The 25580-nt window shown below is 53.6% G+C and carries 26 protein-coding genes; 8 read left to right on the plus strand and 18 right to left on the minus strand.

The features are described 5' to 3' along the window. Position 1: 1 nt before the first annotated feature. From ACXAEW_RS05745 to secA, 3 genes are all read right to left on the minus strand, one after another. Positions 2 to 1552, minus strand: coding sequence for a substrate-binding domain-containing protein (locus tag ACXAEW_RS05745; RefSeq protein ID WP_474940415.1), 1551 nt, complete (start codon positions 1550 to 1552; stop codon positions 2 to 4). Between the two features lie 22 nt (positions 1553 to 1574). Further along, positions 1575 to 2504 carry a hypothetical protein gene (locus tag ACXAEW_RS05750; protein WP_474940416.1) on the minus strand — a complete coding sequence of 310 codons (930 nt, stop codon included), beginning with the start codon at positions 2502 to 2504 and terminating at the stop codon, positions 1575 to 1577. Between the two features lie 111 nt (positions 2505 to 2615). Continuing rightward, positions 2616 to 5306 (minus strand): preprotein translocase subunit SecA, encoded by a 2691-nt coding sequence (secA, locus tag ACXAEW_RS05755; protein WP_474940417.1) that lies wholly within the window; start codon positions 5304 to 5306, stop codon positions 2616 to 2618. Between the two features lie 178 nt (positions 5307 to 5484). On the opposite strand from secA, the gene ACXAEW_RS05760 reads away from it, so the two are divergent. The 4 genes from ACXAEW_RS05760 (at position 5485) to ACXAEW_RS05775 (ending at position 8253) form a co-directional block, all read left to right on the plus strand. Further along, a complete protein-coding gene (locus ACXAEW_RS05760; RefSeq protein WP_474940418.1) occupies positions 5485 to 6336 on the plus strand; it encodes a peptidylprolyl isomerase in 852 nt (283 codons plus the stop codon). Positions 6337 to 6340: 4 nt separating this feature from the next. Next, entirely contained in the window at positions 6341 to 7567 is a 1227-nt protein-coding gene (gene argJ, locus ACXAEW_RS05765; RefSeq protein WP_474940419.1) for a bifunctional glutamate N-acetyltransferase/amino-acid acetyltransferase ArgJ, read from the plus strand. Next, positions 7564 to 7962, plus strand: coding sequence for an 8-oxo-dGTP diphosphatase MutT (mutT, locus tag ACXAEW_RS05770; protein ID WP_474940420.1), 399 nt, complete (start codon positions 7564 to 7566; stop codon positions 7960 to 7962). The genes argJ and mutT overlap by 4 nt, the downstream gene beginning before the upstream one ends. 168 nt (positions 7963 to 8130) lie before the next feature. Further along, positions 8131 to 8253, plus strand: a complete 123-nt coding sequence (locus ACXAEW_RS05775; RefSeq protein ID WP_474940421.1) for a hypothetical protein — start codon at positions 8131 to 8133, stop codon at positions 8251 to 8253. A 156-nt stretch (positions 8254 to 8409) separates the two neighbouring features. On the opposite strand, the gene infB is transcribed toward ACXAEW_RS05775, so the two are convergent. From infB to pip, 6 genes are all read right to left on the minus strand, one after another. Then, a complete protein-coding gene (gene infB, locus ACXAEW_RS05780) occupies positions 8410 to 10899 on the minus strand; it encodes a translation initiation factor IF-2 (protein ID WP_474940422.1) in 2490 nt (829 codons plus the stop codon). A gap of 8 nt (positions 10900 to 10907) precedes the next feature. Continuing rightward, the gene (locus ACXAEW_RS05785) at positions 10908 to 11528 is read right to left on the minus strand and encodes an RNA-binding protein (protein ID WP_474940423.1); all 621 of its coding nucleotides are present in this window, start codon (positions 11526 to 11528) and stop codon (positions 10908 to 10910) included. A gap of 25 nt (positions 11529 to 11553) precedes the next feature. Beyond that, entirely contained in the window at positions 11554 to 13170 is a 1617-nt protein-coding gene (nusA, locus tag ACXAEW_RS05790; protein ID WP_474940424.1) for a transcription termination factor NusA, read from the minus strand. Continuing rightward, positions 13170 to 13763 (minus strand): ribosome maturation factor RimP, encoded by a 594-nt coding sequence (rimP, locus tag ACXAEW_RS05795; RefSeq protein WP_474940425.1) that lies wholly within the window; start codon positions 13761 to 13763, stop codon positions 13170 to 13172. The genes nusA and rimP overlap by 1 nt, the downstream gene beginning before the upstream one ends. A gap of 199 nt (positions 13764 to 13962) precedes the next feature. Then, the gene (locus ACXAEW_RS05800) at positions 13963 to 14799 is read right to left on the minus strand and encodes an ABC transporter substrate-binding protein (protein ID WP_474940426.1); all 837 of its coding nucleotides are present in this window, start codon (positions 14797 to 14799) and stop codon (positions 13963 to 13965) included. Further along, entirely contained in the window at positions 14796 to 15776 is a 981-nt protein-coding gene (pip, locus tag ACXAEW_RS05805) for a prolyl aminopeptidase (RefSeq protein ID WP_474940427.1), read from the minus strand. The genes ACXAEW_RS05800 and pip overlap by 4 nt, the downstream gene beginning before the upstream one ends. A 49-nt stretch (positions 15777 to 15825) precedes the next feature. Between pip and ubiG the strand changes: the two genes are divergently transcribed. Then, positions 15826 to 16578 (plus strand): bifunctional 2-polyprenyl-6-hydroxyphenol methylase/3-demethylubiquinol 3-O-methyltransferase UbiG, encoded by a 753-nt coding sequence (gene ubiG, locus ACXAEW_RS05810; RefSeq protein WP_474940428.1) that lies wholly within the window; start codon positions 15826 to 15828, stop codon positions 16576 to 16578. Between the two features lie 267 nt (positions 16579 to 16845). On the opposite strand, the gene ACXAEW_RS05815 is transcribed toward ubiG, so the two are convergent. From ACXAEW_RS05815 to ACXAEW_RS05830, 4 genes are all read right to left on the minus strand, one after another. Further along, on the minus strand, positions 16846 to 17286 hold the full coding sequence (locus ACXAEW_RS05815; RefSeq protein WP_474940429.1) for a MarR family winged helix-turn-helix transcriptional regulator: 441 nt from the start codon (positions 17284 to 17286) through the stop codon (positions 16846 to 16848). Next, positions 17286 to 18116 (minus strand): carbon-nitrogen hydrolase family protein, encoded by an 831-nt coding sequence (locus tag ACXAEW_RS05820; protein ID WP_474940430.1) that lies wholly within the window; start codon positions 18114 to 18116, stop codon positions 17286 to 17288. The genes ACXAEW_RS05815 and ACXAEW_RS05820 overlap by 1 nt, the downstream gene beginning before the upstream one ends. Before the next feature lie 10 nt (positions 18117 to 18126). Then, positions 18127 to 18384 (minus strand): glutaredoxin 3, encoded by a 258-nt coding sequence (gene grxC, locus ACXAEW_RS05825; RefSeq protein WP_474940431.1) that lies wholly within the window; start codon positions 18382 to 18384, stop codon positions 18127 to 18129. A gap of 86 nt (positions 18385 to 18470) precedes the next feature. Further along, positions 18471 to 19199: a double zinc ribbon domain-containing protein gene (locus tag ACXAEW_RS05830; protein ID WP_474940432.1), complete on the minus strand. Its 729-nt coding sequence runs from the start codon at positions 19197 to 19199 to the stop codon at positions 18471 to 18473. A 14-nt stretch (positions 19200 to 19213) separates the two neighbouring features. On the opposite strand from ACXAEW_RS05830, the gene ACXAEW_RS05835 reads away from it, so the two are divergent. Both ACXAEW_RS05835 and hemH read left to right on the plus strand, forming a co-directional pair. Continuing rightward, positions 19214 to 20047, plus strand: coding sequence for a methyltransferase domain-containing protein (locus ACXAEW_RS05835; protein ID WP_474940433.1), 834 nt, complete (start codon positions 19214 to 19216; stop codon positions 20045 to 20047). Positions 20048 to 20146: 99 nt separating this feature from the next. Beyond that, entirely contained in the window at positions 20147 to 21208 is a 1062-nt protein-coding gene (gene hemH, locus ACXAEW_RS05840) for a ferrochelatase (RefSeq protein ID WP_474940434.1), read from the plus strand. A 75-nt stretch (positions 21209 to 21283) separates the two neighbouring features. Here hemH and ACXAEW_RS05845 read toward each other — a convergent pair whose 3' ends face one another. Both ACXAEW_RS05845 and ACXAEW_RS05850 read right to left on the minus strand, forming a co-directional pair. Then, positions 21284 to 21466 (minus strand): hypothetical protein, encoded by a 183-nt coding sequence (locus ACXAEW_RS05845; RefSeq protein WP_474940435.1) that lies wholly within the window; start codon positions 21464 to 21466, stop codon positions 21284 to 21286. Between the two features lie 134 nt (positions 21467 to 21600). Beyond that, a complete protein-coding gene (locus ACXAEW_RS05850; protein WP_474940436.1) occupies positions 21601 to 22218 on the minus strand; it encodes a L,D-transpeptidase in 618 nt (205 codons plus the stop codon). A 168-nt stretch (positions 22219 to 22386) separates the two neighbouring features. Between ACXAEW_RS05850 and dalA the strand changes: the two genes are divergently transcribed. Next, positions 22387 to 22881 (plus strand): divisome-associated lipoprotein DalA, encoded by a 495-nt coding sequence (gene dalA / locus ACXAEW_RS05855; RefSeq protein WP_474940437.1) that lies wholly within the window; start codon positions 22387 to 22389, stop codon positions 22879 to 22881. Between the two features lie 37 nt (positions 22882 to 22918). On the opposite strand, the gene ACXAEW_RS05860 is transcribed toward dalA, so the two are convergent. From ACXAEW_RS05860 to ACXAEW_RS05870, 3 genes are read right to left on the minus strand one after another with little or no spacing between them, the layout of a single operon-like run. After that, entirely contained in the window at positions 22919 to 23437 is a 519-nt protein-coding gene (locus tag ACXAEW_RS05860) for a L,D-transpeptidase family protein (protein ID WP_474940438.1), read from the minus strand. Positions 23438 to 23495: 58 nt separating this feature from the next. Continuing rightward, on the minus strand, positions 23496 to 24284 hold the full coding sequence (locus ACXAEW_RS05865) for an ion transporter (RefSeq protein WP_474940439.1): 789 nt from the start codon (positions 24282 to 24284) through the stop codon (positions 23496 to 23498). 23 nt (positions 24285 to 24307) lie between these two features. After that, positions 24308 to 25555, minus strand: coding sequence for a class I SAM-dependent RNA methyltransferase (locus tag ACXAEW_RS05870; RefSeq protein WP_474940440.1), 1248 nt, complete (start codon positions 25553 to 25555; stop codon positions 24308 to 24310). Between the last annotated feature and the right edge of the window lie 25 nt (positions 25556 to 25580).

Consider the following 25580-nt stretch of genomic DNA (forward strand, 5'->3'; position numbering starts at 1 on the left):
TCTACCGAACCCAAACCTCGACCCGGCGGTTGACTTTTCGACCCCAGGCGCTGTCGTCACACGCCATAGGCATTGCCTCACCAAACGCTTCTACTGACAGATCAACACGTGAGAGCTCTGCCGTTTCACTCGTTTCGACAACGGCCTCCATCACGGCGGTTGCCCGCTTAAGCGCAATATCGCGATTTGCGGCGGCGGGCCCTTCTCCATCTGAAAACCCAAAAAATGCCAATCTGCGGCCGTCATACACACCTGCTTCGAGATCCCGTGCCAATTGCTGAATGTTTCCACGCGACTGCGCATCCGGTCGTGATGATCCTGCTTCAAACCGGAACGTCGTTGTCAGCCGTTCCATCCCGTCCAAGGCCTGAACCATTCGGGCCAGTTCCTTCAAGTCGACCTCTTTGCCGGCCGAGGCAATAGCATTCGCGAGACGATCTCCCTGCCTATTCAAGGCAATTCTTTCAGGTGCCTGGTCCACAAATCCTGCGCGCCGAATAACAATCTGCGCCGCCGGACCGCGGACATAGGACAAAAATTCCCGCCCAACTTTTGGGAGGCGCCGCGTCGGCAGATACAGGAACAAAGGTGCCGTAAACGGGAAATCTTCTGTCTTTATTGCCCGGCGCCCTACCTCCAGACCAAAACCACAGCTCCCGCTCAGCCTGAGTGGACGAGCCGTTCCAACTTGGGAATAAAGGCCCAGACCAAGCGCAAAGGGATCTATTGCAACGAACCGGGCAAGGGTTTCCATGCGATCGTGCTGCTGCGCATTGGCCGGAAAACCGGATGAGAGGTCAAATTGATCCTCAATCGCCTGCGCGATCCCAAGCCCGCCAACAGGAAGATGCACCGATATCGGTGCATCCGGTCCACCCAGGGTCGACCAATTCGTGATCTCTCCTTTTAAAACCTGTACAAGGTTGGGCAAATCAATGTGACGTACAGGATTGTCCGGAGAAACGATAGGCACCAGTGCATCCAAAGCCAGAACGCGACTGCGAGAGGCTTGGGTCAGATCACCAAGACCAAGGGAATGTGCCTGTTCGAGCTCACTTTTCCGAATTTCACGCTGGGCCATAACAATGTCAGCACTGTCATCGAGCAAGTCAGCAAAGCCGCGATCCGTGTTGCTTACAACAAATATGAACCGTGCAGTTGTTGCCCCGCCGGATCTACGTAAGAGATATTCGAAATCATCCCCTTGCAGCTTGTTTCGGTGGGTCTGGTATCCGTTGCGCAGCGCATAGCCTTCGATCAAGGCTGGCAGAAGAATTTCAGCCATCGCAGCAGACCCCGAAAGTGTAATTTCTGCCACAAAGTCAGATAGGCTGGGACATCCTGGTCCGTCGCAGCTAACGCCAGATCCATCGACTGTCAGTTCGCCGAACTTGGTATCGACTCGATAGAATTCACCGTCAAACCCCAAGAGATCGCCCGTAATCTCTACCGTTCCGTCGGGAGAAGACAGGGTTACATCTTGCGCCTGAGCGGGCTGCAAACAACACAGAAGTAAGAGTGCGGCGGAAACCACCGCACGAAGGATCGCCATGAGAAGCCCTGATAAATCGTATTTAATTCGCGGCGATTGTCAGGTTTTCGACAAGATTATTCAACACCAGAAAATCACCCGCAGCCTCACAATCGGGCATGTTGAGCACAAGATCACGACTGCGCAAAGACCCACCGCGCAAATCCAGAGTTTGCGCTCCAATTGTGCGGTCGCAGTTTTGCTCGGTAATTTCTGATTCAACCGTTAATAAGATTGACCCACGCGTCTGAGACCCTTGTGTCGGGTAGCTATAGACCTCCGCTATCAGGGGTGAAAACAGCGACGCGTCACCCAGTCGGTAAACTTGGCCTACCCCGCTTTCTGCAGCTCCCGACCAGACATGCCCGATTTCGCCATAGTCAGCTCCAAACTCGCGCGCGTGAAGCTCGAATGCGCTGCTCCCACCCCACTGCAAAACGACCCGGTCGAACTGGGCAATATTCGGGACATGAGCCGACGCTATGGCGCTTTGACCATTCCGGGTTTCGAGAATGAACACGCTACGCGCATTCAAAGCCGGAACGACAACCTGCATGACGCCATTTTCATCCAAAGTGGTTTTGAAAATCATGCCGTTATGGTGGATGGACAGTGTTTCATTGGGCGAACAAATAGCTTCTGCCGACAGGGCGACCATTGCCCCCTCTAACGCGTCGGCATTTAATTTCAGGTCGCAGTCCGGGATCGGTGAGACAACAGTCGGATTGGAGTTCGACAGGTCCTGCGAAGCAGCCGTTAGCGTGATGTTTTCCAACACAAGGGGCACATCTGGATCATCAGGCAAAAAGGCAGGCGCTGCTGAGCCCATTTGCGCTGTATCAGCACTGGAGTGAGCCTGCGAGAGGGCGATTTTGTCAGAAAGCAGCGAAAGAATTTGCGGTTGCATAAGCACCCCAACTCCCAGCGCACAGCAAAGAGTTGCGCCAGCCAACATCAAGACACGTGGTTTCACCAATCTGGCCTCCAAGACTCGCAAGATAGGGGAAGCCTGACTGAAAAAGGTGGCCAACTCGTGGCCACCCTTCGTCAAAATCATTTAAGTTTTAGTCGAATACCTTTGATCTTAACTCAGGCTGCCGTGGCAGTGTTTGAATTTTTTACCAGACCCGCAGGGACATTTGTCGTTGCGTGATGGATTTCCCCAGGTTGAGGGATCGTTTTCGTCAAACCCTTCCAAAGGCTCCTCCACCAGCTCGACGGGAGCAGCCACAGGCAGTTGCATCGCAGCCTGACGGGCCGCCATTTCCATCAGCATTTGACGCTTCTCATCTTCGGTGATCGGTCGCACATGGCTGATCTGCTTGGTTACATCCTCGCGCAGGCTATCGAGCATGTTTTCAAACAGTTGAAAACCTTCGTTTTTGTATTCGTTCAGCGGATCACGCTGGGCGTAACCACGAAAACCAACAACCGAACGCAAATGCTCCAGCGTCAGCAGATGTTCCCGCCACTTGGCGTCAATGGTTTGCAACAACACCTGCTTTTCAATGTTGCGCATACCATCTTCACCAAAGGAGGCAATTTTTTCTGCCATCTTGGCATCCGCAGCTTCCAACAGGCGTTCACGGATGTGTTCGTCATCCACTCCCTCTTCTGCAGCCCAATCCTGCACCGGAACATCCAGACCCAGCTTTTCTTTGACGGCATCTTGCAAGCCTGCTGTGTCCCATTGGTCGGCGTAAGTCTTCGGTGGCATATACGCGTCGATCAGATCATCAACGACCTCATCACGCATATCGGTTACCACGTCGGACAGGTTTTCAGCCGCCATGATCTCACGACGTTGTTTAAAGATCACCTTGCGCTGATCGTTCATGACATCGTCAAACTTCAGAACATTCTTGCGCATGTCGAAGTTACGGCCCTCGACCTTGGCCTGCGCCCGTTCCAGAGATTTGTTCACCCAAGGGTGCACAATCGCCTCGCCCTCTTTCATGCCAAGGGTAGACAGCATCTTGTCCAGACGCTCAGACCCAAAGATCCGCATCAGATCGTCTTCGAGACTCAGATAGAAGCGCGTCAGGCCCGGATCCCCCTGGCGGCCAGAACGACCACGCAACTGGTTGTCGATCCGGCGGCTTTCGTGCCGCTCTGATGCCAGAACGCAGAGGCCACCTACCGCCAGAACCTTTTCTTTTTCTTCCGCATGCTTGGCTTCTTCGGCCGCGCGCAGCTCAACCGGGTCGGCGTCTGGATTGGCTTCCAGAGCGGTCATCACTTTCATCTCGACATTGCCACCAAGCTGAATGTCAGTACCGCGACCCGCCATATTGGTCGCAATGGTTACAGCGCCAAGACGCCCGGCATCACCAACAATCTGCGCTTCCTGCTCATGGTGGCGAGCGTTCAGAACGTTGTGCTGAATGCCTTCCTTCTGCAGCATTTGGCTCAGAAGTTCGGACTTTTCAATCGAAGTGGTTCCCAATAGAACCGGCTGGCCCTTCTCGTGTGCCTCTTTGGCATCGTTGATCATGGCCTGGTATTTTTCGACGGCGGTACGATAGACTTGGTCGTCTTCGTCTTTACGTGCGATCGGCCGGTTGGTTGGAACTTCAACCACGCCAAGGCCGTAGATTTCCATGAATTCTTCCGCCTCGGTCATCGCTGTGCCGGTCATACCAGACAACGTGTCATAAAGACGGAAGTAATTTTGGAAGGTGACAGAGGCCAGAGTTGTATTTTCTGGCTGAATGCTAACGCCTTCTTTGGCTTCCAGCGCCTGGTGGAGACCTTCAGACAGGCGACGTCCAGGCATCATCCGGCCTGTAAATTCATCAATCAGGATGACTTCGCCGTTGCGGACAATATATTCCTTGTCTTTCGCAAAAAGCTTGTGCGCCCGCAGAGCCTGGTTCACGTGGTGAACGATAGTAGTGCTTTCCGGGTCATACAGCGAAGCCTCAGGCTCCAGAAGACCACGTTGCTGCAAGATCTGTTCAAGCTCTTCGTTACCATCTTCGGTAAAGGTCACACCACGCGTTTTTTCGTCAATCTCGTAGTGGTCTTCGTTTAGCGCAGGGATCAACTCATCGATTGTGGTATAAAGCTCCGACCGGTCTTCGGCAGGACCGGAGATGATCAATGGGGTCCGCGCTTCGTCAATCAGGATCGAGTCCACCTCATCCACAATCGCAAAGTTGTGGTATTTCTGATAAACCTGATCCAGGCTTGGTTTCATATTGTCGCGCAGATAATCGAAACCCAATTCGTTGTTTGTCGCATATGTAATATCACAGGCATAGGCTGCCTGTTTCTGATCATCTGGTTGGCCAGACCAGATGACACCGGTCGTCATACCTAGCGCTGCAAAGACCTTGCCCATCCACTCGCTGTCACGCTTGGCGAGATATTCGTTCACGGTCACCACATGAACGCCTTTGCCAGTCAGCGCGTTCAGATAGGCCGGAAAGGTCGCCACAAGGGTTTTACCCTCACCGGTTTTCATTTCCGAGATATTGCCCTGGTGCAAGAAGACACCACCCATAAGCTGGGTATCAAATGCACGCAGCCCCAGCGCCCGTCTTGCCGCTTCGCGGACATTGGCAAAGGCTTCGGGCAGAATGCTCTCGAGGCTTTCTCCACCCACCGCGCGCTTACGCAGTTCTTCGGTCTTTTCAATCAAACCCTGGTCGCTGAGTTTCTCAAACTCTGGTTCCAGCGCGTTGATCTGTGCGATCAGCGGCCGCGTCGCCTTGATCTTGCGGTCGTTCGGTGTTCCGAAAACCTTTTTGGCGAGAGTTCCGATACCCAGCATGTGTTCTCCAACGTGTCTGTCATTGGTCGTGTCAAAAGCCGGACTTGCCCGCCCAGCTCGCAACCCATAAACAAAGGTGGAAAAGACGGTTCCGTCATCGGCCCTTAGGCGATGTAAGGGGCAGTTATTTCAGTGTCAACGCCACGGCCCGTGGTCCTAACAGAATAGGAAGATTTCAATGCGCAAAGGTCTCACTTTTCTGCCAGCGCTCGCTCTGGCAGTAACATTCGCGCTACCTGGCGTTGTTTCTGCCGCTCCACATGCAAATACCGTAATCGCTACAGTGAATGGCGAAGACATCACGCTTGGCCACATGATCATTGCGCATGAAGCCTTGCCGGAACAGTACAAGCAACTACCTGCCGACGTTCTTTACAAGGCGATTTTGGATCAATTGATCCAGCAAACGGCCTTAAAGCAGGAATTGCACGGCGAAGTTCCGGCACATGTTCAGCTCATGGTCGACAATGAGATGCGAACCCTTCTGGCGCAAGAAGTTGTCGAAAACGTCATGGAAAAAGCGGCGACCGAAGAAAAAATTCGTGCGCAATATGACGAAACGTATTCAACCGGTGAAGGCGGGGATGAGTTCAACGCATCTCACATTCTTGTCGAAACGGAAGCCGAAGCACAGGAAATCAAGAAAGAGTTGGATGCCGGCGCAGATTTCGCAACGCTTGCAAAGGCGCGGTCAACCGGTCCCTCCGGTCCAAATGGTGGACAATTGGGCTGGTTTGGCTTGGGACAAATGGTGCCTGAGTTTGAAACTGCTGTTTTAGGTATGAGCAACGGCGAGTTTTCTGACCCGGTTCAGACTCAATTTGGCTGGCACGTGATTTTTCTGAGCGAACGCCGCAAGGCTGAAGCGCCTGAATATGAAGTTGTACGTGAGCAGATTGCAAACTCTCTTCGGCAAGCCGCCGTCGAAGACCACGTTGATTCTCTGACCACCAAGGCTGAAATCACACGTCCTGAGATTGAAGATTTCTCGCCCGAAATCATCCAGGACTTAAGCTTGGTAAGGAATTAATTATATGGCCGGTCCACTCCCGGTGTCCCCATTGGCACCAGAAGAATTCCCCTCCCTCCCCGTTATTGAGGGGGTAACTTTTGCCAGTATCGCCACTGGCGTGAAATATCAGGGGCGTGACGACGTCATGCTGGCCGTCTTGCAGCCCGGAACATCTGTTGCAGGCGTGTTCACGCGGTCCAAAACGCGTGCAGCCCCTGTTTTGGATTGTCAGGCTAAGCTTGGCGGCCCCACCAAGGATGGCGCCGCTATTCTGGTCAACTCAGGCAATGCAAATGCCTTCACCGGTCACTACGGCCAGGCTTCAGTGCAGGAAATTACCAACGCCGTAGCCGCTGCAGTGAACGTTCCAGAAAAGCGTGTTTTTACATCCTCCACAGGTGTGATTGGTCAGCCTCTGCCGCACGAACGCATTGCGGCCAAAGTTACCGATCTTGTTGCAGCCCAATCCAAAAACGGAATCGAAAGCGCTGCGCATGCAATCATGACCACTGACACTTTTGCCAAAGGTGCATCGGCAACAGCTGTGATCGGTGGAAAAGAAGTCAAAATCGCGGGGATCGCAAAAGGATCCGGCATGATCGCGCCGGATATGGCGACGATGCTGGTTTATATTTTTACCGACGCCGTTTATGAGCAACCCGCCTTGCAGTCTCTCTTGTCGGGTCTGAACGAAAAGAGCTTCAACGCAATAACCGTAGATAGCGACACGTCCACATCCGACAGCGTCTTACTCTGCGCGACCGGTGCGTCTGGAGTAGATGCGACTGGCAAGGATGAGTTCAAAACCGCTCTGAATTCGGTGATGCTGGATCTTGCCCATCAGGTCGTGCGCGACGGTGAAGGGGCCACAAAGTTTGTGGAAATTCAGATCACCGGTGCAGTTTCGGATCTCGAGGCCAAAACGCACGGCCTCGCAATTGCCAACTCCCCATTGGTCAAGACTGCAATTGCAGGCGAAGACCCTAACTGGGGGCGCGTTGTCATGGCTATTGGTAAATCCGGTGCTGAAGCAGATCGGGATCTGTTGTCAATCTCATTTGGCGAAGTTCTCGTAGCCGAAAAAGGCTGGGTTTCCCCTGATTACCGAGAAGAACAAGGTGTCGCCGAAATGAAGAAGAAAGAGATCACCATTCGCGTTGATCTTGGTCTTGGTTCGGGGCGTGCAACAGTTTGGACCTGTGATCTCACGCATCAGTATATCTCGATCAATGCGGATTATCGCTCATGAAGATGGTCTTGGTGTCAGCCGTAGCTTTGGTGGACCCGGATGGTCGGGTTCTTCTCGCTCAGCGCCCCGAAGGTAAATCCATGGCCGGAATGTGGGAGTTTCCCGGAGGAAAGGTTGAGCCTGGCGAAACTCCGGAAGTCGCATTGATACGGGAGTTGCAGGAAGAGCTGAGTATCAACACTTGGGCGTCCTGCCTCGCACCGCTGACCTTTGCCAGCCACAGCTATGATGACTTTCACCTGCTTATGCCACTGTTTGTCTGCCGCAAATGGGAAGGCATTCCACAAGGAAAAGAAGGTCAGGTTCTCAAGTGGGTGATTCCCCAAGATTTACGGAAATTCGACATGCCGCCGGCCGACATTCCCTTGATTCCTATACTTCGGGACTGGCTATAGGTTTTTGTTTCTGAAAACTGAAAAAGTGTGCGTTCTTAAAGTGACTTTTTCTTAATCGGAAACAACTTTCCCTAGCTTAGTTTGTGAACTTTTTGTTAAGTTCTATGCTAAAGTATGACACTGCAAGGTCATACTTCTCGATTTTGGATCTTAACGGGAGGGCGTTTCATGATCCGGACTATCACTATGGGAACTTATGTATCCGTTCAGGGCGTATTCTTGCGCTCTCTGCCAAACGGCAAAATCGCCGTAAAAGTTGGCGAAAAAGTTTACGAAGGTCGGCCTGTTTAATCAGCTGTAACACCACCACCACTCACACCAAATAGAGAAGGCGGCCATTGGCCGCCTTTTTCTTTTGAGAGCATACTATCTTGTAGAAATGCATGAGCGCAAAAGCAAAAAACCCCGACCAACGGCCGAGGTTTTTCGTTTTTAAGTGCATCAAGATTAGGCCAGCGTACGCTTGACTTCTTCGCGTTCGAAAATCTCGATAACGTCGTTGGCGCGGATGTCGTCGTAGTTTTCAAATGCCATACCGCATTCTTGCCCGGACTGAACCTCAGCGACTTCATCCTTGAAGCGCTTCAGGGTTTTCAGTGTGCCTTCGTGAATAACAACGTTGTCACGCAGCAAACGAACCCCTGCGGAACGACGAGCAACCCCTTCGGTAACCAGACAGCCGGCAACTTTACCGACGTTGGACACTTTGAAGACATCTTTGATCGTCGCGTAACCGATAAAGTTCTCTTTGATTTCCGCGGACAGCAGACCGGATGCGGCAGCTTTCACGTCATCAACGAGGTCATAGATCACCGAATAATAACGGATTTCAACGCCCTTCTGGTTCGCGGTGTTACGCGCAGACGCATTTGCACGAACGTTGAAGCCCATTACTGGTGCCCCAGAGGCTTCAGCCAGACCGATGTCAGTCTCGGTGATCGCACCAACACCGGAGTGCAGAACGCGAACGCGGACCTCGTCGTTGCCAATCTTCTCCATCGCTTGAACGATCGCTTCGGCAGAGCCCTGAACATCAGCTTTGACCAGGATTGGCAGCTCAGAGACGTTTTCATCGTCCTTGGCCTTCTGCATCAACTGTTCCAAAGTCGTCGCAGCACCAGCGGCAGCCCGTTTATCCTTGGCAGCGTTTGCGCGATATTCAGCAATTTCACGCGCCTGCGCTTCAGTCTCGGTCACGTTCAAAACGTCACCCGCTTCTGGTGTGCCGTTCAAGCCCAGAACCTCTACCGGAACAGATGGGCCAGCTTCTTTTACGCGCTCGCCTTTGTCGTTGATCAGCGCACGGACCTTACCGTACTGCTCCCCCACAACAAAGATATCGCCTTGGCGCAGTGTACCTTTTTGAACCAGAACGGTCGCGACCGGACCACGGCCCACGTCCAGCTGAGCCTCGATCACAGCACCTTGAGCTGCACGATCTGGGTTTGCTTTCAGTTCAAGGATCTCAGACTGCAAGGCAATTGCTTCCAGCAGTTCATCCAGGCCCTGACCAGTATGGGCAGACACTTCAACATCCTGCACTTCACCGGACATTGCTTCCACGATCACTTCGTGTTGCAACAACTCGGCACGTACCTTGTTCGGATCAGCGGCCGGTTTGTCGATCTTGTTGATCGCAACGATCATCGGCACGTCGGCTGCCTTTGCGTGAGCAATCGCCTCGACGGTTTGCGGCATTACCGAGTCGTCAGCGGCCACAACCAGAACCACGATGTCTGTCACCTGAGCACCGCGTGAGCGCATTGAGGTAAAGGCCGCGTGACCCGGAGTATCAAGGAACGACAGAACAGCGCCACTGTCAGTTTTCACCTGATAAGCACCAATATGCTGCGTAATGCCACCTGCTTCGCCGGACACAACTTTGGCGTCACGGATAGCATCCAAAAGCGATGTTTTACCGTGGTCAACGTGACCCATGATCGTAATCACAGGCGGGCGTGACTTCAAATCAGCTTCGTTTTCTTCGATGTCTTGAATAACGTCTTCAACGTCAGCATCCGAAACACGAACAACCTTGTGACCGAACTCTTCGATGATCAATTCGGCAGTGTCAGCGTCAATTGTCTGGTTCTGAGTAACCATCATGCCCATATTCATGAGCGATTTAACGACATCGGCAACGCGTTCCGCCATACGGTTCGCAAGCTCGGACACCACAATAGCTTCCGGTAGCTGAACGTCACGCACGACCTTTTCGCGCTCGACCGTCCCCATGGCTTTCTGACGTGCCCGTTCCTGCTTACGACGCATCGAAGCAACGGAACGTTGACGTCCACCGGCGTCACCAGTCGCCTGGCTCAGGGTCAGCTTACCGGAACGACGACCTTCGTCGCGGCTCTTGTTGCGGCCACGCTCTTCGCGCTCACGGTCAGACTTGCGGGGGGTCGCAGCTGCAGCAGGCTTGGACGACGGTCCAGGACGTGCCGCAGGTGCAGGTTCGGATTTCTTTTTCTCTGCGGCGGCTGCGGCTGCGGCTGCACGCTTTTCAGCCTCTGCCGCCTCGGCGAGCTTACGCTCTTCGGCTTCCGCCTTTTGGCGAGCGCGTTCTTCAGCTTCACGCTGTTCGCGCTCTTTGGCTTCAGCTTCGGCACGGCGACGTTCACGCTCTTCAGCACGCGCCTTTTCTTCTGCGGCCCGTTGCGCTGCTTCTTCAGCTTCACGCGCCTTTGCAGCTTGCAGAGCTTTCAGACGGCGCGCCATTTCCACGTCGGAGATACCTGCGGGGCGACGCGATGCATCACCCGAGCCACCAACGCCGCCACCCGACTTTCCGGCGCCCGGCTTGGGAACCACCACGCGCTTGCGTTTGGTTTCCACCACGACATTCTTGGTCCGCCCGTGGCTGAAACTCTGTTTCACGTTCCCCGGACGGGAACCACGCAAACCCAATGTCTTTTTGCCGTCATTATCGCTCATAAAGCTCTTTATCCTTCCGTGCGGCCGTTGCCGCCCTTCAATTCGCGCAACCCTTGCAATCGTTGCGCCTCCTCTACAACACGTTTGCTGAGTCCACCAGAGGCGAGGGCCGCATGTATGACAGTTTCGCGTCCAAATGCCATCCCAAGCTCGTTTGCCGTCAAGCAACCAACGAATTTACCCTTATAGGGTGTGCTCAGTTTGGACTTCCCACGCTCGGACCCGTCAGACGCTTGCAACAGGATCCTTGCTTCTTCTTTGATCAGCCAGTCCTTGACCTTCTCGTAACCCGCGATGGCTTGACCTGATTTGCGGGCGAGACTGATCAAATCGACCAATCGCCGTGCAACTTGCGTTTCGACCTCAGCAACAAGATCGTCGCGCATCTTTACCTGAGACTTGAAGCCCCGTGCAAAGAGTTTCTTTTTTATAGCCGTATCCAGGGCCGAACGCTGAGCCGTGACATAAACCCCGCGCCCAGGAAGTTTTCCCATTACATCCGGGAAAACCTCAGAATCCGGGCTCAGAACGAAGCGGATCAACCCGTGTTTGGGCTGAACCTCTCCGGTGGCCAAGCACTTCCGCTCAGCCCCATCATTTCGTTCCTTTTCGGCACCAGCACGGCCCATTCACGTTCTCCTAAACGCCTGATGATCAGGCTTCGCCTTCTTCGGCGTCGACATCTTCAACTTCTTCTTCAGCGGCTTCCAGCTCAGCCGGATCGACCCAACCCAGCATGACCCGCGCTGTCATCACAAGATCCTGTGCGTCTTCGAGGCTGAGACCAAAGCTTTCAAGGATGCCGTCATCCTTTACCCGCTGGCCGTCGACAGTGGTCCAACCACCAGCGAGTTCCCAGTCTGCGCAGGTCGCGAAGTCTTCAAGAGACTTCACATCGTCTTTGGCAAGGGCTTCTACCATCTGGGGTGTCAGACCTTCAAATTCAATAAGCCCTTCTTCAGCACCCAATGCACGGGCAGCATCCAATGCGGCCTTGGCTTGCGCTTCAAGATAATCACGCGCACGCGCCTGCAGCTCTTCCGCCGTACCTTCGTCCACGCCGTCGATAACCAGAAGCTCGTCCAGTTCGACATAAGCAACTTCTTCCAGATTGCTGAAACCTTCGGAAACAAGCAGCTGGGCGAAGAACTCGTCCAGATCCAGCGTCTGCATGAACAGCGCGGTGCGGGCTTCGAACTCTTTTTGGCGACGCGCGGATTCTTCCGCCTCAGTCATGATGTCGATGTCCAGACCCGTCAGCTGCGACGCCAGACGCACGTTCTGACCGCGACGGCCAATTGCCAAGCTCAGCTGTTCTTCGGGAACTACAACTTCGATTTTACCGGCTTCGTCATCCAGAACAACTTTGGACACTTCGGCCGGTTGCAGCGCGTTCACCAGGAAGGTCGGCTGATCTTCGTTCCACGGGATGATGTCGATTTTTTCGCCCTGCAGCTCGTTCACAACAGCCTGCACACGGGAACCGCGCATACCAACACATGCACCCACTGGATCGATAGAATTGTCAAAGGACAAAACAGCAATTTTGGCGCGCGATCCCGGATCACGGGCAACCGCTTTGATCTCAATAACACCGTCATAGATTTCCGGAACTTCCATCTTGAACAGTTCCGCCATGAATTCCGGCGCTGTCCGAGACAGGAAAATCTGTGGTCCACGCTGTTCACGGCGTACGTCTTTGATAAAGCAGCGAATACGATCGTTCGGACGATAGGCTTCACGACCGATTTTTTCATTGCGGCGCAGGATTGCTTCACCGGCTCCCACATCGACAATCACATTGCCATATTCTTCGCGCTTCACCAGACCATTGATGATGGTCCCTGCGCGGTCTTTGAATTCATTGTATTGACGGTCGCGCTCTGCTTCGCGAACTTTTTGCAGGATTACCTGCTTGGCGGATTGTGCAGCAATCCGGCCCATCTCAACCGGCGGGATTTCCTCAACAAAGGTATCACCGACCTGAGGATCAGCCATATATTGCTTGGCCTGCTCGGGCGTCATTTCCGACTGATAGTTTTCCAGCTCGTCCGGGTCCACAACCGTACGTACACGCGTAAATGTGGCGCGACCTGTCTTGCGGTCGATCGAGACACGGATGTCCATTTCCGAGCCATAACGGCTTTTGGCCGCCCGGGCGAGGCTTTCTTCCATGGCTTCGACCACCAGACCAGGGTCGATCATTTTCTCGCGTGCCACAGCTTCGGCGGTTTGCAACAGCTCCAGCTGGTTTGCAGAGGTAATCGCCATTACTTCGTCTCCTCTTCGGACCCTTCTTCGGTCTCAATCTCGTCGAATGCGTCTTCGTTCAGCGTTCCAGCTTCCTTACGCTGGCGCAGCATTTCTTTGATCAGATCATCGGTTAGCACCAGTTTGGCATCGCTCAACCAATCAAAATCCAACCCGATGGTTACAGTCTCACCGTGTTCTTCGATGTTGATCAGAACCTCATTGCCTTCGATACCAGCCAGCTCACCTTTGAAACGGCGACGGCCGTCAATAAGTTCGGTGGTTTCCAGCTTAGCCTCGTAGCCTTCGAACATATCAAAGTCTTTGAGGCGCGTCAGCGGGCGGTCAATTCCGGGGCTCGACACTTCCAATGTGTAAGCATCCAGAATCGGGTCTTCAACATCCATGGTGGCGCTGATCGCGTTCGAAATCTCAGCGCAGTCATCCACCTCGATGCCGCCATCAGGCTTGTCCGCCATCACCTGCAAAGTCGTGGTCTTTCCCGACATCAGGCGGATGCGCACCAGCTCATAGCCCAAGTCCTCAATCACCGGAGAGATGATCTCGGCCAGGCGGCGATCAATGGCGGCTTTGGCAATCAGATCGTTGGTCATCAGCAGTCCAAACACAAAAAAACGGGCGCGCGGCCCGTCGATAATTACCGGTGGTACCCCGAACCGAAGCCCGACGCGCCGCTGTTGTGCAGTGGTATAGGCTTTTGGCAGTGAGTCTGCAAGGAAAACCTCATCCGCTGTCGGCTTTCACCCTAAGTCTATGAATTGCGAGTGAAAAGTAGAGAAACCGAAGGCAGTTTCAAAGCATCCACCAGCGCTCGATGATGCGCGCATCATCCAAAGCAGAGACTTTTCCGATGTTTCTGGGAACCCCCACGCCCTGATGCGCGACCAACTGGATATCCTGTGCCGATGGATGGAAGGTCAGATCCCTTCGATCCCGAAGGGTTTGGGCGGCGGGAAAAGCTGCAACATCCACAAAACCGTCCCGCAACGCCTCTGCCCGGATCGCAGGATCCGGAATTACGGCGACTTCCACTGCGTTGACCCAACCGGATTGGCCATCCTTATAATGGTCCGCAACCCGCTCTGCGCGGAAATGACGTCCTTCCTGCGCACGCGATATGTTGTAGCAGCCGCTGCCGCTCACGTGCTCAAGGGGCTGAACCGAACCACCACCTTCGGTAATCACACAACGTTCAGACGCAAGGGCATACGGGAAGTGCGGGTTTTCGGCATCTAATTTTACCAAAATCCGGCCAGAAGCGAGCACTTGTACGGAACCAACACCATCCAAACCACGCTCAAGCGATACCGCGACGTCCGTTGCAGAAACGAGAGAACCAGACTGAAAACGCGCGTCCTGTCGCAGGTCAAATTCCCAACGCCGGGCGGTGGCATCGCTGCGCCATGCAATCGCCAGCTCACCGCGCAACACACCATCTGGGCCGATTTCAACCAATGCGTCATGACTCGCCCAAAGGGCCAGATTGCGCATCAGGCCCTCTTCCCTCGGGATCGCCAAACGCAGGGTTCCGCCACGTTTCGGGGCTCCATGCACCGAAGTACCGGTCGCTGCCAACAAGGCAGCTGCGGCACCCGAGGTAAAAAGCGCACGACGGTCTAGGCGGTTCATTCGAGGTCTTCCTCAGCGATACTTTCCATCGCCCGAACCAGCTCCTGACTGATTCCAGGCTCTGACAAAGCATGACCGGCGTTGCGCACCATCACAAGATCCGCATTTGGCCAAAGCTCGCTCAGCCGCCAAGCCGCCTGTGGCGGGCAAATCATGTCATAGCGCCCCTGGATTATCTTGCCCGGAATATGTGAAATACGGCCCATATTTGCCAAGATCTGACCATCATAATCGAGGAACCCCTTGTTAATGAAATAATGGTTCTCCAATCGGGCAAAAGCACGGGCATATTCGCTCGGCGGATCGCCGGAGACACCATTGGACGCGATCGAAGCCAGCGCATTCTCCCAGGCGGACCAAGCCCGCCCAAACCGGATTTCTTCCGCCCTGTTTCCGGAAAACAGCCGCTTGTTATAGGCCGCGATGACGTCTCCACGTTCGTTTTCGGGCACCAGACTGATGAAACGAGACCACGTTTCCGGCCAGAATTTTCCGGCACCTCCATTATAGAACCAGTCCAATTCCGACTGGGTCATGAGGAAGACACCTCGCAGAACGATATGGGTGACATGTTCTGGGTGGGATTGTGCATAAACAAGCGCAAGGGTTGCGCCCCAGCTGCCGCCAAAAAGAATCCATCGTTCAATCCCAAGGGTGCGGCGAATTTCCTCCATATCCGCAACAAGATGCCAGGTCGTGTTCGCTTCACAGGACGCATAGGGCCGAGATCGACCACAACCGCGCTGATCAAAGAGAATAATCCGGTATATCAGCGGGTCGAAATATCTGCGCATGGCAGGGCTGCTGCCGCCTCCGGGACCACCATGGCACACAACAACAGGGATCCCCTGTGGGTTTCCGGACTGTTCAAAATAAACCCGGTGCCCCTGGCCAACATCCAGCATGCGCTGATCAAATGGTTCGATCGGCGGGTAAAGAAATTGAACTGCGCGCTTTTGGTCCGGGTATTTGTCCATTACAGGCCTATATAACGTTCACTGAGTAAAAGAACATACGGAGACAGGAATGCAAGCGCCTCACACGACAGTAGATCCGTCTGAGATCGCAAAATTTGAGGCCATGGCAGCCGAATGGTGGGATCCCAATGGAAAATTCAAACCACTTCATATGCTTAACCCTTGTCGCCTCGATTACATCACCGGACAGATTGCCGCTGAATTTGACCGCAATCTAAGCGAGACTGAACCGTTCAAGGGCTTGCGTATTCTGGATATCGGCTGCGGCGGAGGTTTGCTCAGTGAACCAATTGCAAGATTGGGCGCATCTGTCGTCGGAGCAGACGCGGCTGAGAGAAACCTCCCTGTTGCACGTCTACATGCCGAGCAATCAGGACTGGACATCGACTATCGCCACACAACCGCCGAGGCTTTGGCCGATGCCGGAGAGCAGTTCGATGTGGTCATGAACATGGAAGTGGTCGAACATGTCGCCGATCCGCTCAGTTACCTGACCGCTATTCAGACCCTCTTACGTCCAGGAGGCCTCCAGATCTGCTCTACGATCAACCGGAATGCCAAAAGCTATGCCATGGCAATTATCGGGGCTGAGGTGATTATGCGATGGCTGCCTCGTGGCACCCATGAATGGACAAAGTTCATCACGCCTGATGAACTTTTCGACCTGTTGACTCGATCCGGAATGACACCCGTTGATAGAAAGGGCTTCGTCTTTAACCCGGTATTGTGGAGCTGGAGCCTGTCAGACAGAGATCTTAGCGTAAATTACGCCACGGCAAGCACCAAACCTAAAAACAGCTAATATTTAGCCTTATCAGACAGTTGTAATTTTCTGATTTGACACGCCTATCCTTTTGGATAGGCGTCCAACACTTCTGCTGAGTTCACAAGAAGTCAAAAAAACATTACTTAAATATTCAAGGTTTTGATTTTCAAAGCCACCACTCGCGAAGCGGTCTTGGGTTCAAGATGGGTGAGCGCAAGACCGCAAGCCGCGAAAACAATACCAACAAAAACTTGCAGCCCCTCGTAGGCACCGTGCCAGAGGCAACACAAGCTGTTGATGCCCTTACGTGGCAGCATCCAATTTGGCCCGCAACTCTCGTAAAATTGGCAATGTAGATCTTACACGTTCATCGCCCAACTCGTTAACGACCTCTGAAATGATAGGTATTATGCTCGCCAATGCCGTATCCCGTGCCTGGCGTCCCGCCGGGCTAATCGCAACAAATTTGCGCCTTGCGTCGTCCCAGTCCGGGCGGATGTGAATGTAACCGGCAACTTCCAACTTATTCAAAGTGTTGGTCATTGCTCCACGTGTCACGTGAAACAACTTTGCCAACTGCGCCGGTGTACGCTCCATTCCCACCCCTGCAAGATGGTTCAAGACAGAAAAATGTGAAAGCTCCATTCCTTTTGGAAGAGCCCGCGTCAACCGCGCGCGCGCCAGATGGTCCGCCATAAGAATTTCGCTGAACAGCGCTACGGCAAGAGGAGTGGATTCTTCCATTAGGGTCCGTCAAACTCTCTGTCATGGGTTAGGGATGGCACACGTCTGCGTGCTTCATCTACTTTTTCCATGTCGAGATCAACGAAACTCACACCGGGTTCTGTGCCCGCATCCATTAAAATTTCACCCCAAGGCGCAACAACAAGAGAATGACCGAAGGTCTTACGACGGACCCCACGCGAGGCCGCGTGCTGTCCTGTCTGTGCGGGTGCCAGTATGAAGCATCCCGTTTCGATTGCGCGCGCCTGTAGCAAAACGTGCCAATGTGCCGCTCCGGTCACATAGGAAAATGCCGCCGGTGCAGTAATGATCTGAGCTCCCGCCTGAGCCAAGCGCCTGTGAAGATAGGGAAATCGTACATCGTAACAGATTGTCATGCCGATTTTGGCAAACCCGGCGTCAGCAACCACCGCACGTTTACCCGGCCGGTAACCATCTGATTCCCGGTATGTTTCTTCGGCAGAAACATCCACGTCGAACATATGGATCTTGTCATAATAATCCACGATTTCGCCGCGGGGCGAAATCAGAAACTGACGGTTTGCAAAACGCCCATCTGGATCAGATGTTTTAACACCCAATGACCCAACTGTCAGCCAAACCCCGTGTTGCGCCGCTGCGGAACACAATTCAGGCAAGCTCTCATCCGCGTCTTGAGTGCGCAGAACTGCATTCTGATGGCTCCGGCTGCCTGACAAACAGTTTGTGACTTCAGGCGTCAGGACATAACGCGCGCCACCTTCCACCGCAGATTGTATCATCCCCAGCACGGTTTGGAGGTTCTCTTCGGGCTGATCCGAAGAAGTCATCTGCAACAAGGCGACACGCATCATATTGTCCTTAGGCTGCCAACATCGGATCGAGCTTTCCATCACGCTCCAAAGCGTAGAGATCGTCGCAGCCACCGACATGCGTTCCACCGATAAAAATCTGCGGCACGGTTCTACCGCCATTGGCACGTTTAATCATTTCCTGCTTACGTTTTGGGCTTGTCAAAACGTCCACTTCGGAAAATTTTACGCCTTTCTGTTTCAAGAGGCGCTTTGCCTGATGGCAATAGCCACACAAGGGCGACGTATAGATTTCAACCGATTTCATCAAAGGGCTCCAAATTGAGGGTAAGCTCTGTTCACCGGTCAATTTGGGTTGCGCCGCGCACAAAATCCAGATGCAAATTGTTCAGATCACTCTTGCGTGACACGTGCAAGAACTGAAACCCGAACATCTGATGCTCCGGCGCGCAAGCAAGCCTCTGAACAGGCATCTAACGTAGCGCCAGAGGTCATAACATCATCGATCAACAAGACCACCCGACCACGCATCAATTCCTTATGACGTGGATGCGGTGCGATTGCGTTACAGAGAGTTTTTCGGCGCTGCTCTCGGGACTTGTGATCCAGGGAAGGTGTTATCTTTGTACGCTTCAGAAGGTCCGGCCAATAATCCAGGCGGCCGTGCTCGGCGAATGCCTCTGCCAAAAGAGCGGATTGATTGTATTTACGGCGCAACGTGCGCATCCAATGAAGCGGGACTGGGGTTACAATCGGGTTGTCTCGCAGCAATGGCGCCGAAGCACGTAACATCCAGCCTGCCGCCATTCGTGCGACATCCGTTCGATCCCCGTATTTGAGCCCCATAACCAGATCCTTGGCTTTGCCCTTGTACTCAAGTGCGGCACGACCTTGGCTCCAAGGATAGGAACGCCCCAGGCAGCTATCGCATTCCAGTCTAAACCCGTCGCCCTGCCCTGGTAGAGCACTTCCGCACCCTTCGCAGACAGTTCCGGAGATAAAGTTCATATCCTTCCAGCATGTCCCGCACAGCCCAAAATCGCTTTCGACCATCGCGTCACAACAGGAACACTGAGGCGGGTAGACAAGCGAAACAGCCGTTTGAATTTGAGCGTGCAACATCCTAAACATCCTTCATGAGTGAGACATTGCAAAACCAGCCAAATCTGTTCGATCGCCAAACTTTGAACGCCCATCGCGCCCGATCAAAACCTGATGCCATGTTCCTGCATCACCTTGCCCGGGATGAGATTGAAGATCGCCTAAGGATGGTTAACAGGACCTTTACAAACCCGGCGGTCGTTAGTGGTTTTGGCGAAATTTGGGAAAATTTTAGCCCGGACGCCACAATTGTTCCTGATGACGACCTGCTGAACCTGCAAACAGGCATACATGATCTTGTGATCCACACGATGGCCCTTCATTGGGCCAATGACCCCGTCGGACAATTGATCCAGTGTCGGCGTGCATTAAAAGAAGACGGCTTGTTGCTTGTAACGCTATTGGGAGGGCGGACATTGCACGAGCTTCGCTCCGTATTGGCCGAAGCTGAAAGCCGCATAACGGGCGGCCTGTCTCCACGGGTTTCCCCTATGGCCGAAGTCCGCGATCTGGGCGGATTGTTGCAGCGGGCTGGTTTTGCTTTGCCCGTAGCAGATATTGTCCCACTCACCGCACAATACCGCGATATTTGGCATCTATCGCGGGATCTGCGCGATATGGGAGAAGCCAACGCACTGACACAACGGATCAAACACCCGACGCGACGCGCCCTCTTCATCGAAGCTGATGAACTCTACCGTGAGCATTTCGCAAACGAAGCCAACCTGCTGCCTGCGACATTCGAGGTTATCTGCCTCACGGGCTGGTCGCCCTCGGACAGCCAACAACAACCCCTTCGCCCAGGATCTGCCAAAATGCGTTTGGCAGATGCTTTGAAAGTCCCCGAAAAACCGCTGCCCAAAGATTAATTCGACTTATGGCTGCGCCAATGTGATCCAATTGGTTTTTTTGACAGTATGACTTTATCTAAGAGCTGAACTGATTTCTGGCCGCACAGGACTATGACAATGCTGGACAAGACTGACACCGCCACCTGCCCTGCACATGCACCGGCAGATCATCCCAAGATCAAGGCGGAGAAGGTCGGCATCCTTTTGGCCAATCTCGGGACACCCGACGATTTCTCTTATTGGTCCATGCGCCGTTACCTGAACGAGTTTCTGTCGGACAAACGAGTGATCGATTACCCGTCCTGGAAATGGCAGCCGCTGCTGCAGTTGATCATCCTGACAAAACGCCCGTTTTCCTCGGGCGAGGCTTACAAATCTATTTGGAATCACGACAAGGGCGAAAGCCCTTTAATGACGATCACCAAAGATCAGACTGAAAAAATGGCTGACGCTATGCGCGCGCGATATGCCGATCAGGTCATGGTCGATTTCTGCATGCGCTACGGCAACCCATCAACAAAGTCCAAAGTACGCGAGATGGTCGAAGCTGGGTGCCAAAAAATCCTGTTTGTCCCCCTTTACCCCCAATATGCCGGAGCGACATCTGGCACAGCAAATGACCAGTTCTTTCGCGCTTTGATGGAAGAAAAGTGGCAACCGGCGGCGCGCACCATCGCGCCCTATTTTGACCAGCCCGCCTATATCGAGGCACTGGCCCGCTCGGTTGAAGAGGCCTACTCAAAAACAGAAAAGAAGCCGGATATTCTGGTTGTGTCCTATCACGGGATGCCGAAACGATACCTGATGGAAGGCGACCCCTATCATTGCCAGTGTCAGAAAACGACGCGTTTGCTCAAAGAGCGTTTGGGCTGGAACGACACAAAGATCACCACAACCTTTCAGTCCGTCTTCGGACCAGAGGAATGGTTGCGGCCTTACACCGTTGAACACGTCGCAGACCTTGCACGGGATGGAAAAAAGAACATCGCCGTTATTGCACCTGCGTTTTCGGCCGACTGCATCGAAACGCTGGAAGAGATCAACGAAGAGATCAAAGAGAGCTTTGAACACGCGGGCGGCGAAGATTTCCTCTATATTCCATGCCTCAACGATGACGCAGATCACATTGCTGCATTGTCAAAAGTCATCGAGGATAACCTGAAGGGTTGGTTGGACTAGGAACCCTCCGAAATTCAGACAATAAAAAAGGCGGTAGTAAAACCACCGCCTTTTTTGACTTTATTGATGCCGAACTTAGTTCGAAGCAACAGCGGCGCCAACCAGAACCAGCAGCAGCAGCGGCAGCAGGATACCGGAAGAGGAACCTTCAGCGGCTTCGACGATAACCGGCGGCTCAACGATCGGTTCTGCCAGGCCACCAGCAACGGCAGCAGATGCAGCAGCGGTCAGAGCAGCAGCAAGAACGAGTTTTTTCATGTTAACCTCCAGTAAATGCGCACAGTAATAGCGTACGCAGCCAAGACTTACCTCGTGATTTTCTAATAATCACCAAGGCAGAAGAAATGCAAACACTTGTTGCGCCTAGCTTTCCTAGCCTGAGTCCTATGTCGTCAAATAAGCAACACTTGCGTGCCAACCTTGGCTAGCGAAAACAGCTGGGCGATGTGTTCGTTGTAGAGACCAATGCAACCATTGGACGACCTTCGGCCAATCTTGCGCGTGTCATGAGTTCCGTGGATACGGTAGTATTGCCAGCTGAGGTATAATGCGTGCGTTCCCAGAGGGTTATCAGGCCCCGGAGGAATATAGGCTGGCCATTCCGGATTGCGCTTGCGCATATTTGGTGTCGGCGACCAGCTTGGACCATTCACCTTGCGGATCACCTGCGTTCTCCCCCGACGGGTCAAATCTTCGGATAAAGGTACTGAAGAGGGGAATAATTTATAAGTTTCCCCATCCTCAGACCAATAGTGAAGTGCGCGGCTGTCGATATCGACGAGAATCGCCCCTTTTCTAAGATTATTGAAATAGGGCTCCCACTTCTTTGAACGGAAGGCCGATATGTTACGGGTAACCGGAGGCTCTGGCTCTGGCGGTGGACGCAGCGGGTCAAAAGCAGTTTCTCCAGCCGGATCTGACTCTTGTGCAATGGCAGGCGCTGCTGCGAATGCAGCGGCGGATGTCAAAAAGCGACGACGGTTCAGTGTCTCAAAAATGGACTTGGTCATGTGATATGTACCCGAAAAAGCCAAAACAGCGTGTTGTGCACATAATATGGCTGGAATGCCTCAGTCGCAAATCAAACAAAACTGTGACACGCATTATACCGCCAGCCTGTTTGCGCATTCGCCACAGGAGGGGTAAAGGCAATAAGTACAGATTATCCAAGGTGCGACATGTCCCGAATTCTTTCGATCTTTGCGCTGTGCTTCTCTTTGATTGCAGCAGCCTGTACCACAACAACGCCGGTAGACAGCGCCAGCAGCGGTATTTACCGCATCCGGAATGCCGACAAAGTACAGTTTCGGATGCTAGATTCTGTTAACGCACTGCGCGAGGCTGCAGGTCAAACACCCGTTCAGCTGAATGCGCAGTTGAATGCCGCAGCTGCGACGCACTCCCGCGATATGTCAGTACAGAACCGTCCTTGGCATTTCGGCTCTGACGGCTCCTCTCCGTTAGATCGTGTTGCACGTACGGGTTACACTGGAACATTGGTCGGAGAGGCTATTTCGGAAACCTATGAAAGCGAAGTTCAAACATTGACCGCTTGGATGGAAGATCCGGCCACGCGGTCTGTTGTGCTCGATCCAAACGCGGCCAATATGGGTTTCTTCTGGTTCCAGGAGCCAAACGGAAAACTTTGGTGGACCCTGGTTATGGGAAGCTAAGGCGGTTGCGGGCCCTCAAAAAGCCCACACCACCCAATTAGGCGTTCAAGAAGATTGGTGTGCCATTTGTGACCATGGCATAGATTTCTTCCATTTCGTCATTCTTCACCGCGATACAGCCAGCCGTCCAATCGCGAACCCGCTCAGCACGTTTGCGATCCCGCAAGATGTTCGGCTGTCCATGGATGAAAATTTCACCACCCGGGCTTTTTCCCAACGCACGGGCGCGCGCGACGTCATTCGCGTTCGGGTACGAAATACCAATCGATAGATGAAAAGCACTGTTTGGGTTGCGACGATTGATCCAATATGCACCTTCCGGCGTTTTTCCGTCGCCCTCGACCCGCTTGTGTCCCAAGGGAGCAAACCCAAGATCCACTTTGTATTTGCGCAAAATATCGTCGTTGTTCAGCAAATACATATGGCGCGCGCCTTTATTCACGACCACTGACGTGACACGGGGACCATAGTAGTTCTGAAACTTGCTGCCTGGTGCGGAGCACCCCGCCAAGGCTAGGCTTGCTGCGGCACTTGCCGCGAATGCGCGTCTGTCCATCTTACTGCTCTTTTGTTGCTTTGTGCAGCCGTTAGCCGAGAATGGCCCCAAACCCAAATCACTTCTTTGCGTTTTGATCCGAAAGTGCGGCCAAGCTTTGCTCAATGCGTTCCAGACGGGTCAAAACATCATCGCGATAAGCGTCCGTCAGCTGCGTTTCTTCCTCTGCATGTGCGTCCTGCATAGAGTTCACAATCAAGCCTACCAAAAGGTTAACCACTGCAAAGGTTGTCACCATAATAAAGGGGACAAAGAACACCCAGGCGTGCGGGTAAATTTCCATAACAGGGCGCACGATTCCCATCGACCAGCTTTCCAGCGTCATGATCTGAAACAGGGAATAGGCAGACAAACCCAGCGTTCCAAACCAATCCGGGAAGGCGCTCGCAAAGAGTTTGGTCGCGATAACGGATCCGATGTAGAAAATAATCGCCATCAGCAAAAAGACTGACGCCATACCGGGCAGAGCGTTGATAAACCCTTCGACAACCCGACGCAGACGCGGCGCAACGGAGATAACCCGCAGAACCCGCAAGATGCGTAGCGCACGTAACACCGAAAATCCCTGGGCACCGGGAACAAGCGCGATACCAACAATAATGAAATCGAAAAGGCTCCAGCCGTTCAGGAAGAACTTCAGCCGCTGTACAAGGAGCTTTGCCGTGATCTCGGCCACAAAAATGATCAGGCACAGCTTATCGAGGAGTTCGATCGCACCCCCAAAACGGCTCATGATCGCGTGAGAGGTCTCCATTCCAAGCGTAACAGCGTTAATCAGAATGACAGCTGTAATGAAACGGCCAAAGGCCAGGCTGTCGAGAATTTTGGAGATACGTTGAAGGGGCATGTGCGCGTTCGTCCCGGTCAAAGTCAGGTTTCCAAAGTAAAAGATGCAGCCAGTTCAGCATGCGCTGACCACCTGAATTGGTCTACCACCTGCACCCAGTTCAGCCGATACCCTGCATCCACCAATACCCTCGCATCACGTGCGAATGTGACCGGATTGCAAGAGACATAGGCAATTGTGGGCACTTTTGCCCGCGCCAGTTCCTCTGTCTGCGCTTCTGCACCAGCACGGGGCGGGTCGATCACGACGGCATCATACTCCGCACCAAACGGGTTCAGCTCATCCGGCAGCACCGGACGCCGAAACAGATCGCGCGCTTCGCTCGTCACCGTATGAAGACCATGCGCTTTGCGCCACCCCGCATCCAGGGTTGCAATCATCGACTTGTCGCCTTCAACGGCGTGCACCTCAGCCCGTTCTGCCAATGGCAAGGAAAACGTCCCGCAGCCGGCAAAAAGGTCCATTACTTTTTTTGAACCCGAAGTAATTTCCAAAACAGCATCGCGAAGTGCGGTTTCTCCGTCCTTTGTCGCCTGTAAAAAGGAACCCGGAGGCGGGCAGACCTGCGCCTTGCCGAAGGATTGTGTCGGCGGCTGCTCCATCGCGATCAGCTCATCCTCCCAGGACAGCCGGGCAATGCCGTATTTCCCGACCAGTTGCGCCAAATCGATGCGTAGGTTCGCATCCAACGGCTTGCCGTGCCGAACCATAATATCCAGCCCGATCGATGAATCTGTCACTGTAACGGCAAGCGGCGTCTTTCGGCTGGCGCCGACGATTGCGAGTTCTTCGGCAACTGGCAGAGCCGCAATCAGCGCAGGTTCCAACAAGATACAGTCGCGGATTTCTGTAACCACCCCGGAAGCGGCACCGTGAAACCCAACCAACGCACCTTTTTTGGTGCGCCGCGCCGCAAATGTTGCTCGGCGTCGGGATTTTTCTGGGGAGGTATGGATTGGACGAAACTCTGTCTCAAGCCCTTGCGAAGTTAAAGCTCTGCGGACAAAGTCCTGTTTCCAACTCGCAACAAAGTCAGTCGATGCATGTTGCAAGCTACACCCGCCACACGCCTTGTAATGGCTGCAAGGCGCTTGCACGCGGTCCGGACTGGGAGATTCAATGCGGATGTCCGTAAGGGTTTGCCCCTCAAGGACACCGCTTACGGTTTCACCCGGCAAACACCGTCTCGCAAAAACGGGCCCATCCGCGACTCCATCCCCTTGGTGGCCAAGGCGAATGATTTTTGTCGAAATTCTATCCTGTGCTGTCATGGAGGCGGTGATAACGAACCAGAGC

The sequence above is a fragment of the Epibacterium sp. ABZ3_068 genome, from assembly GCF_056159265.1.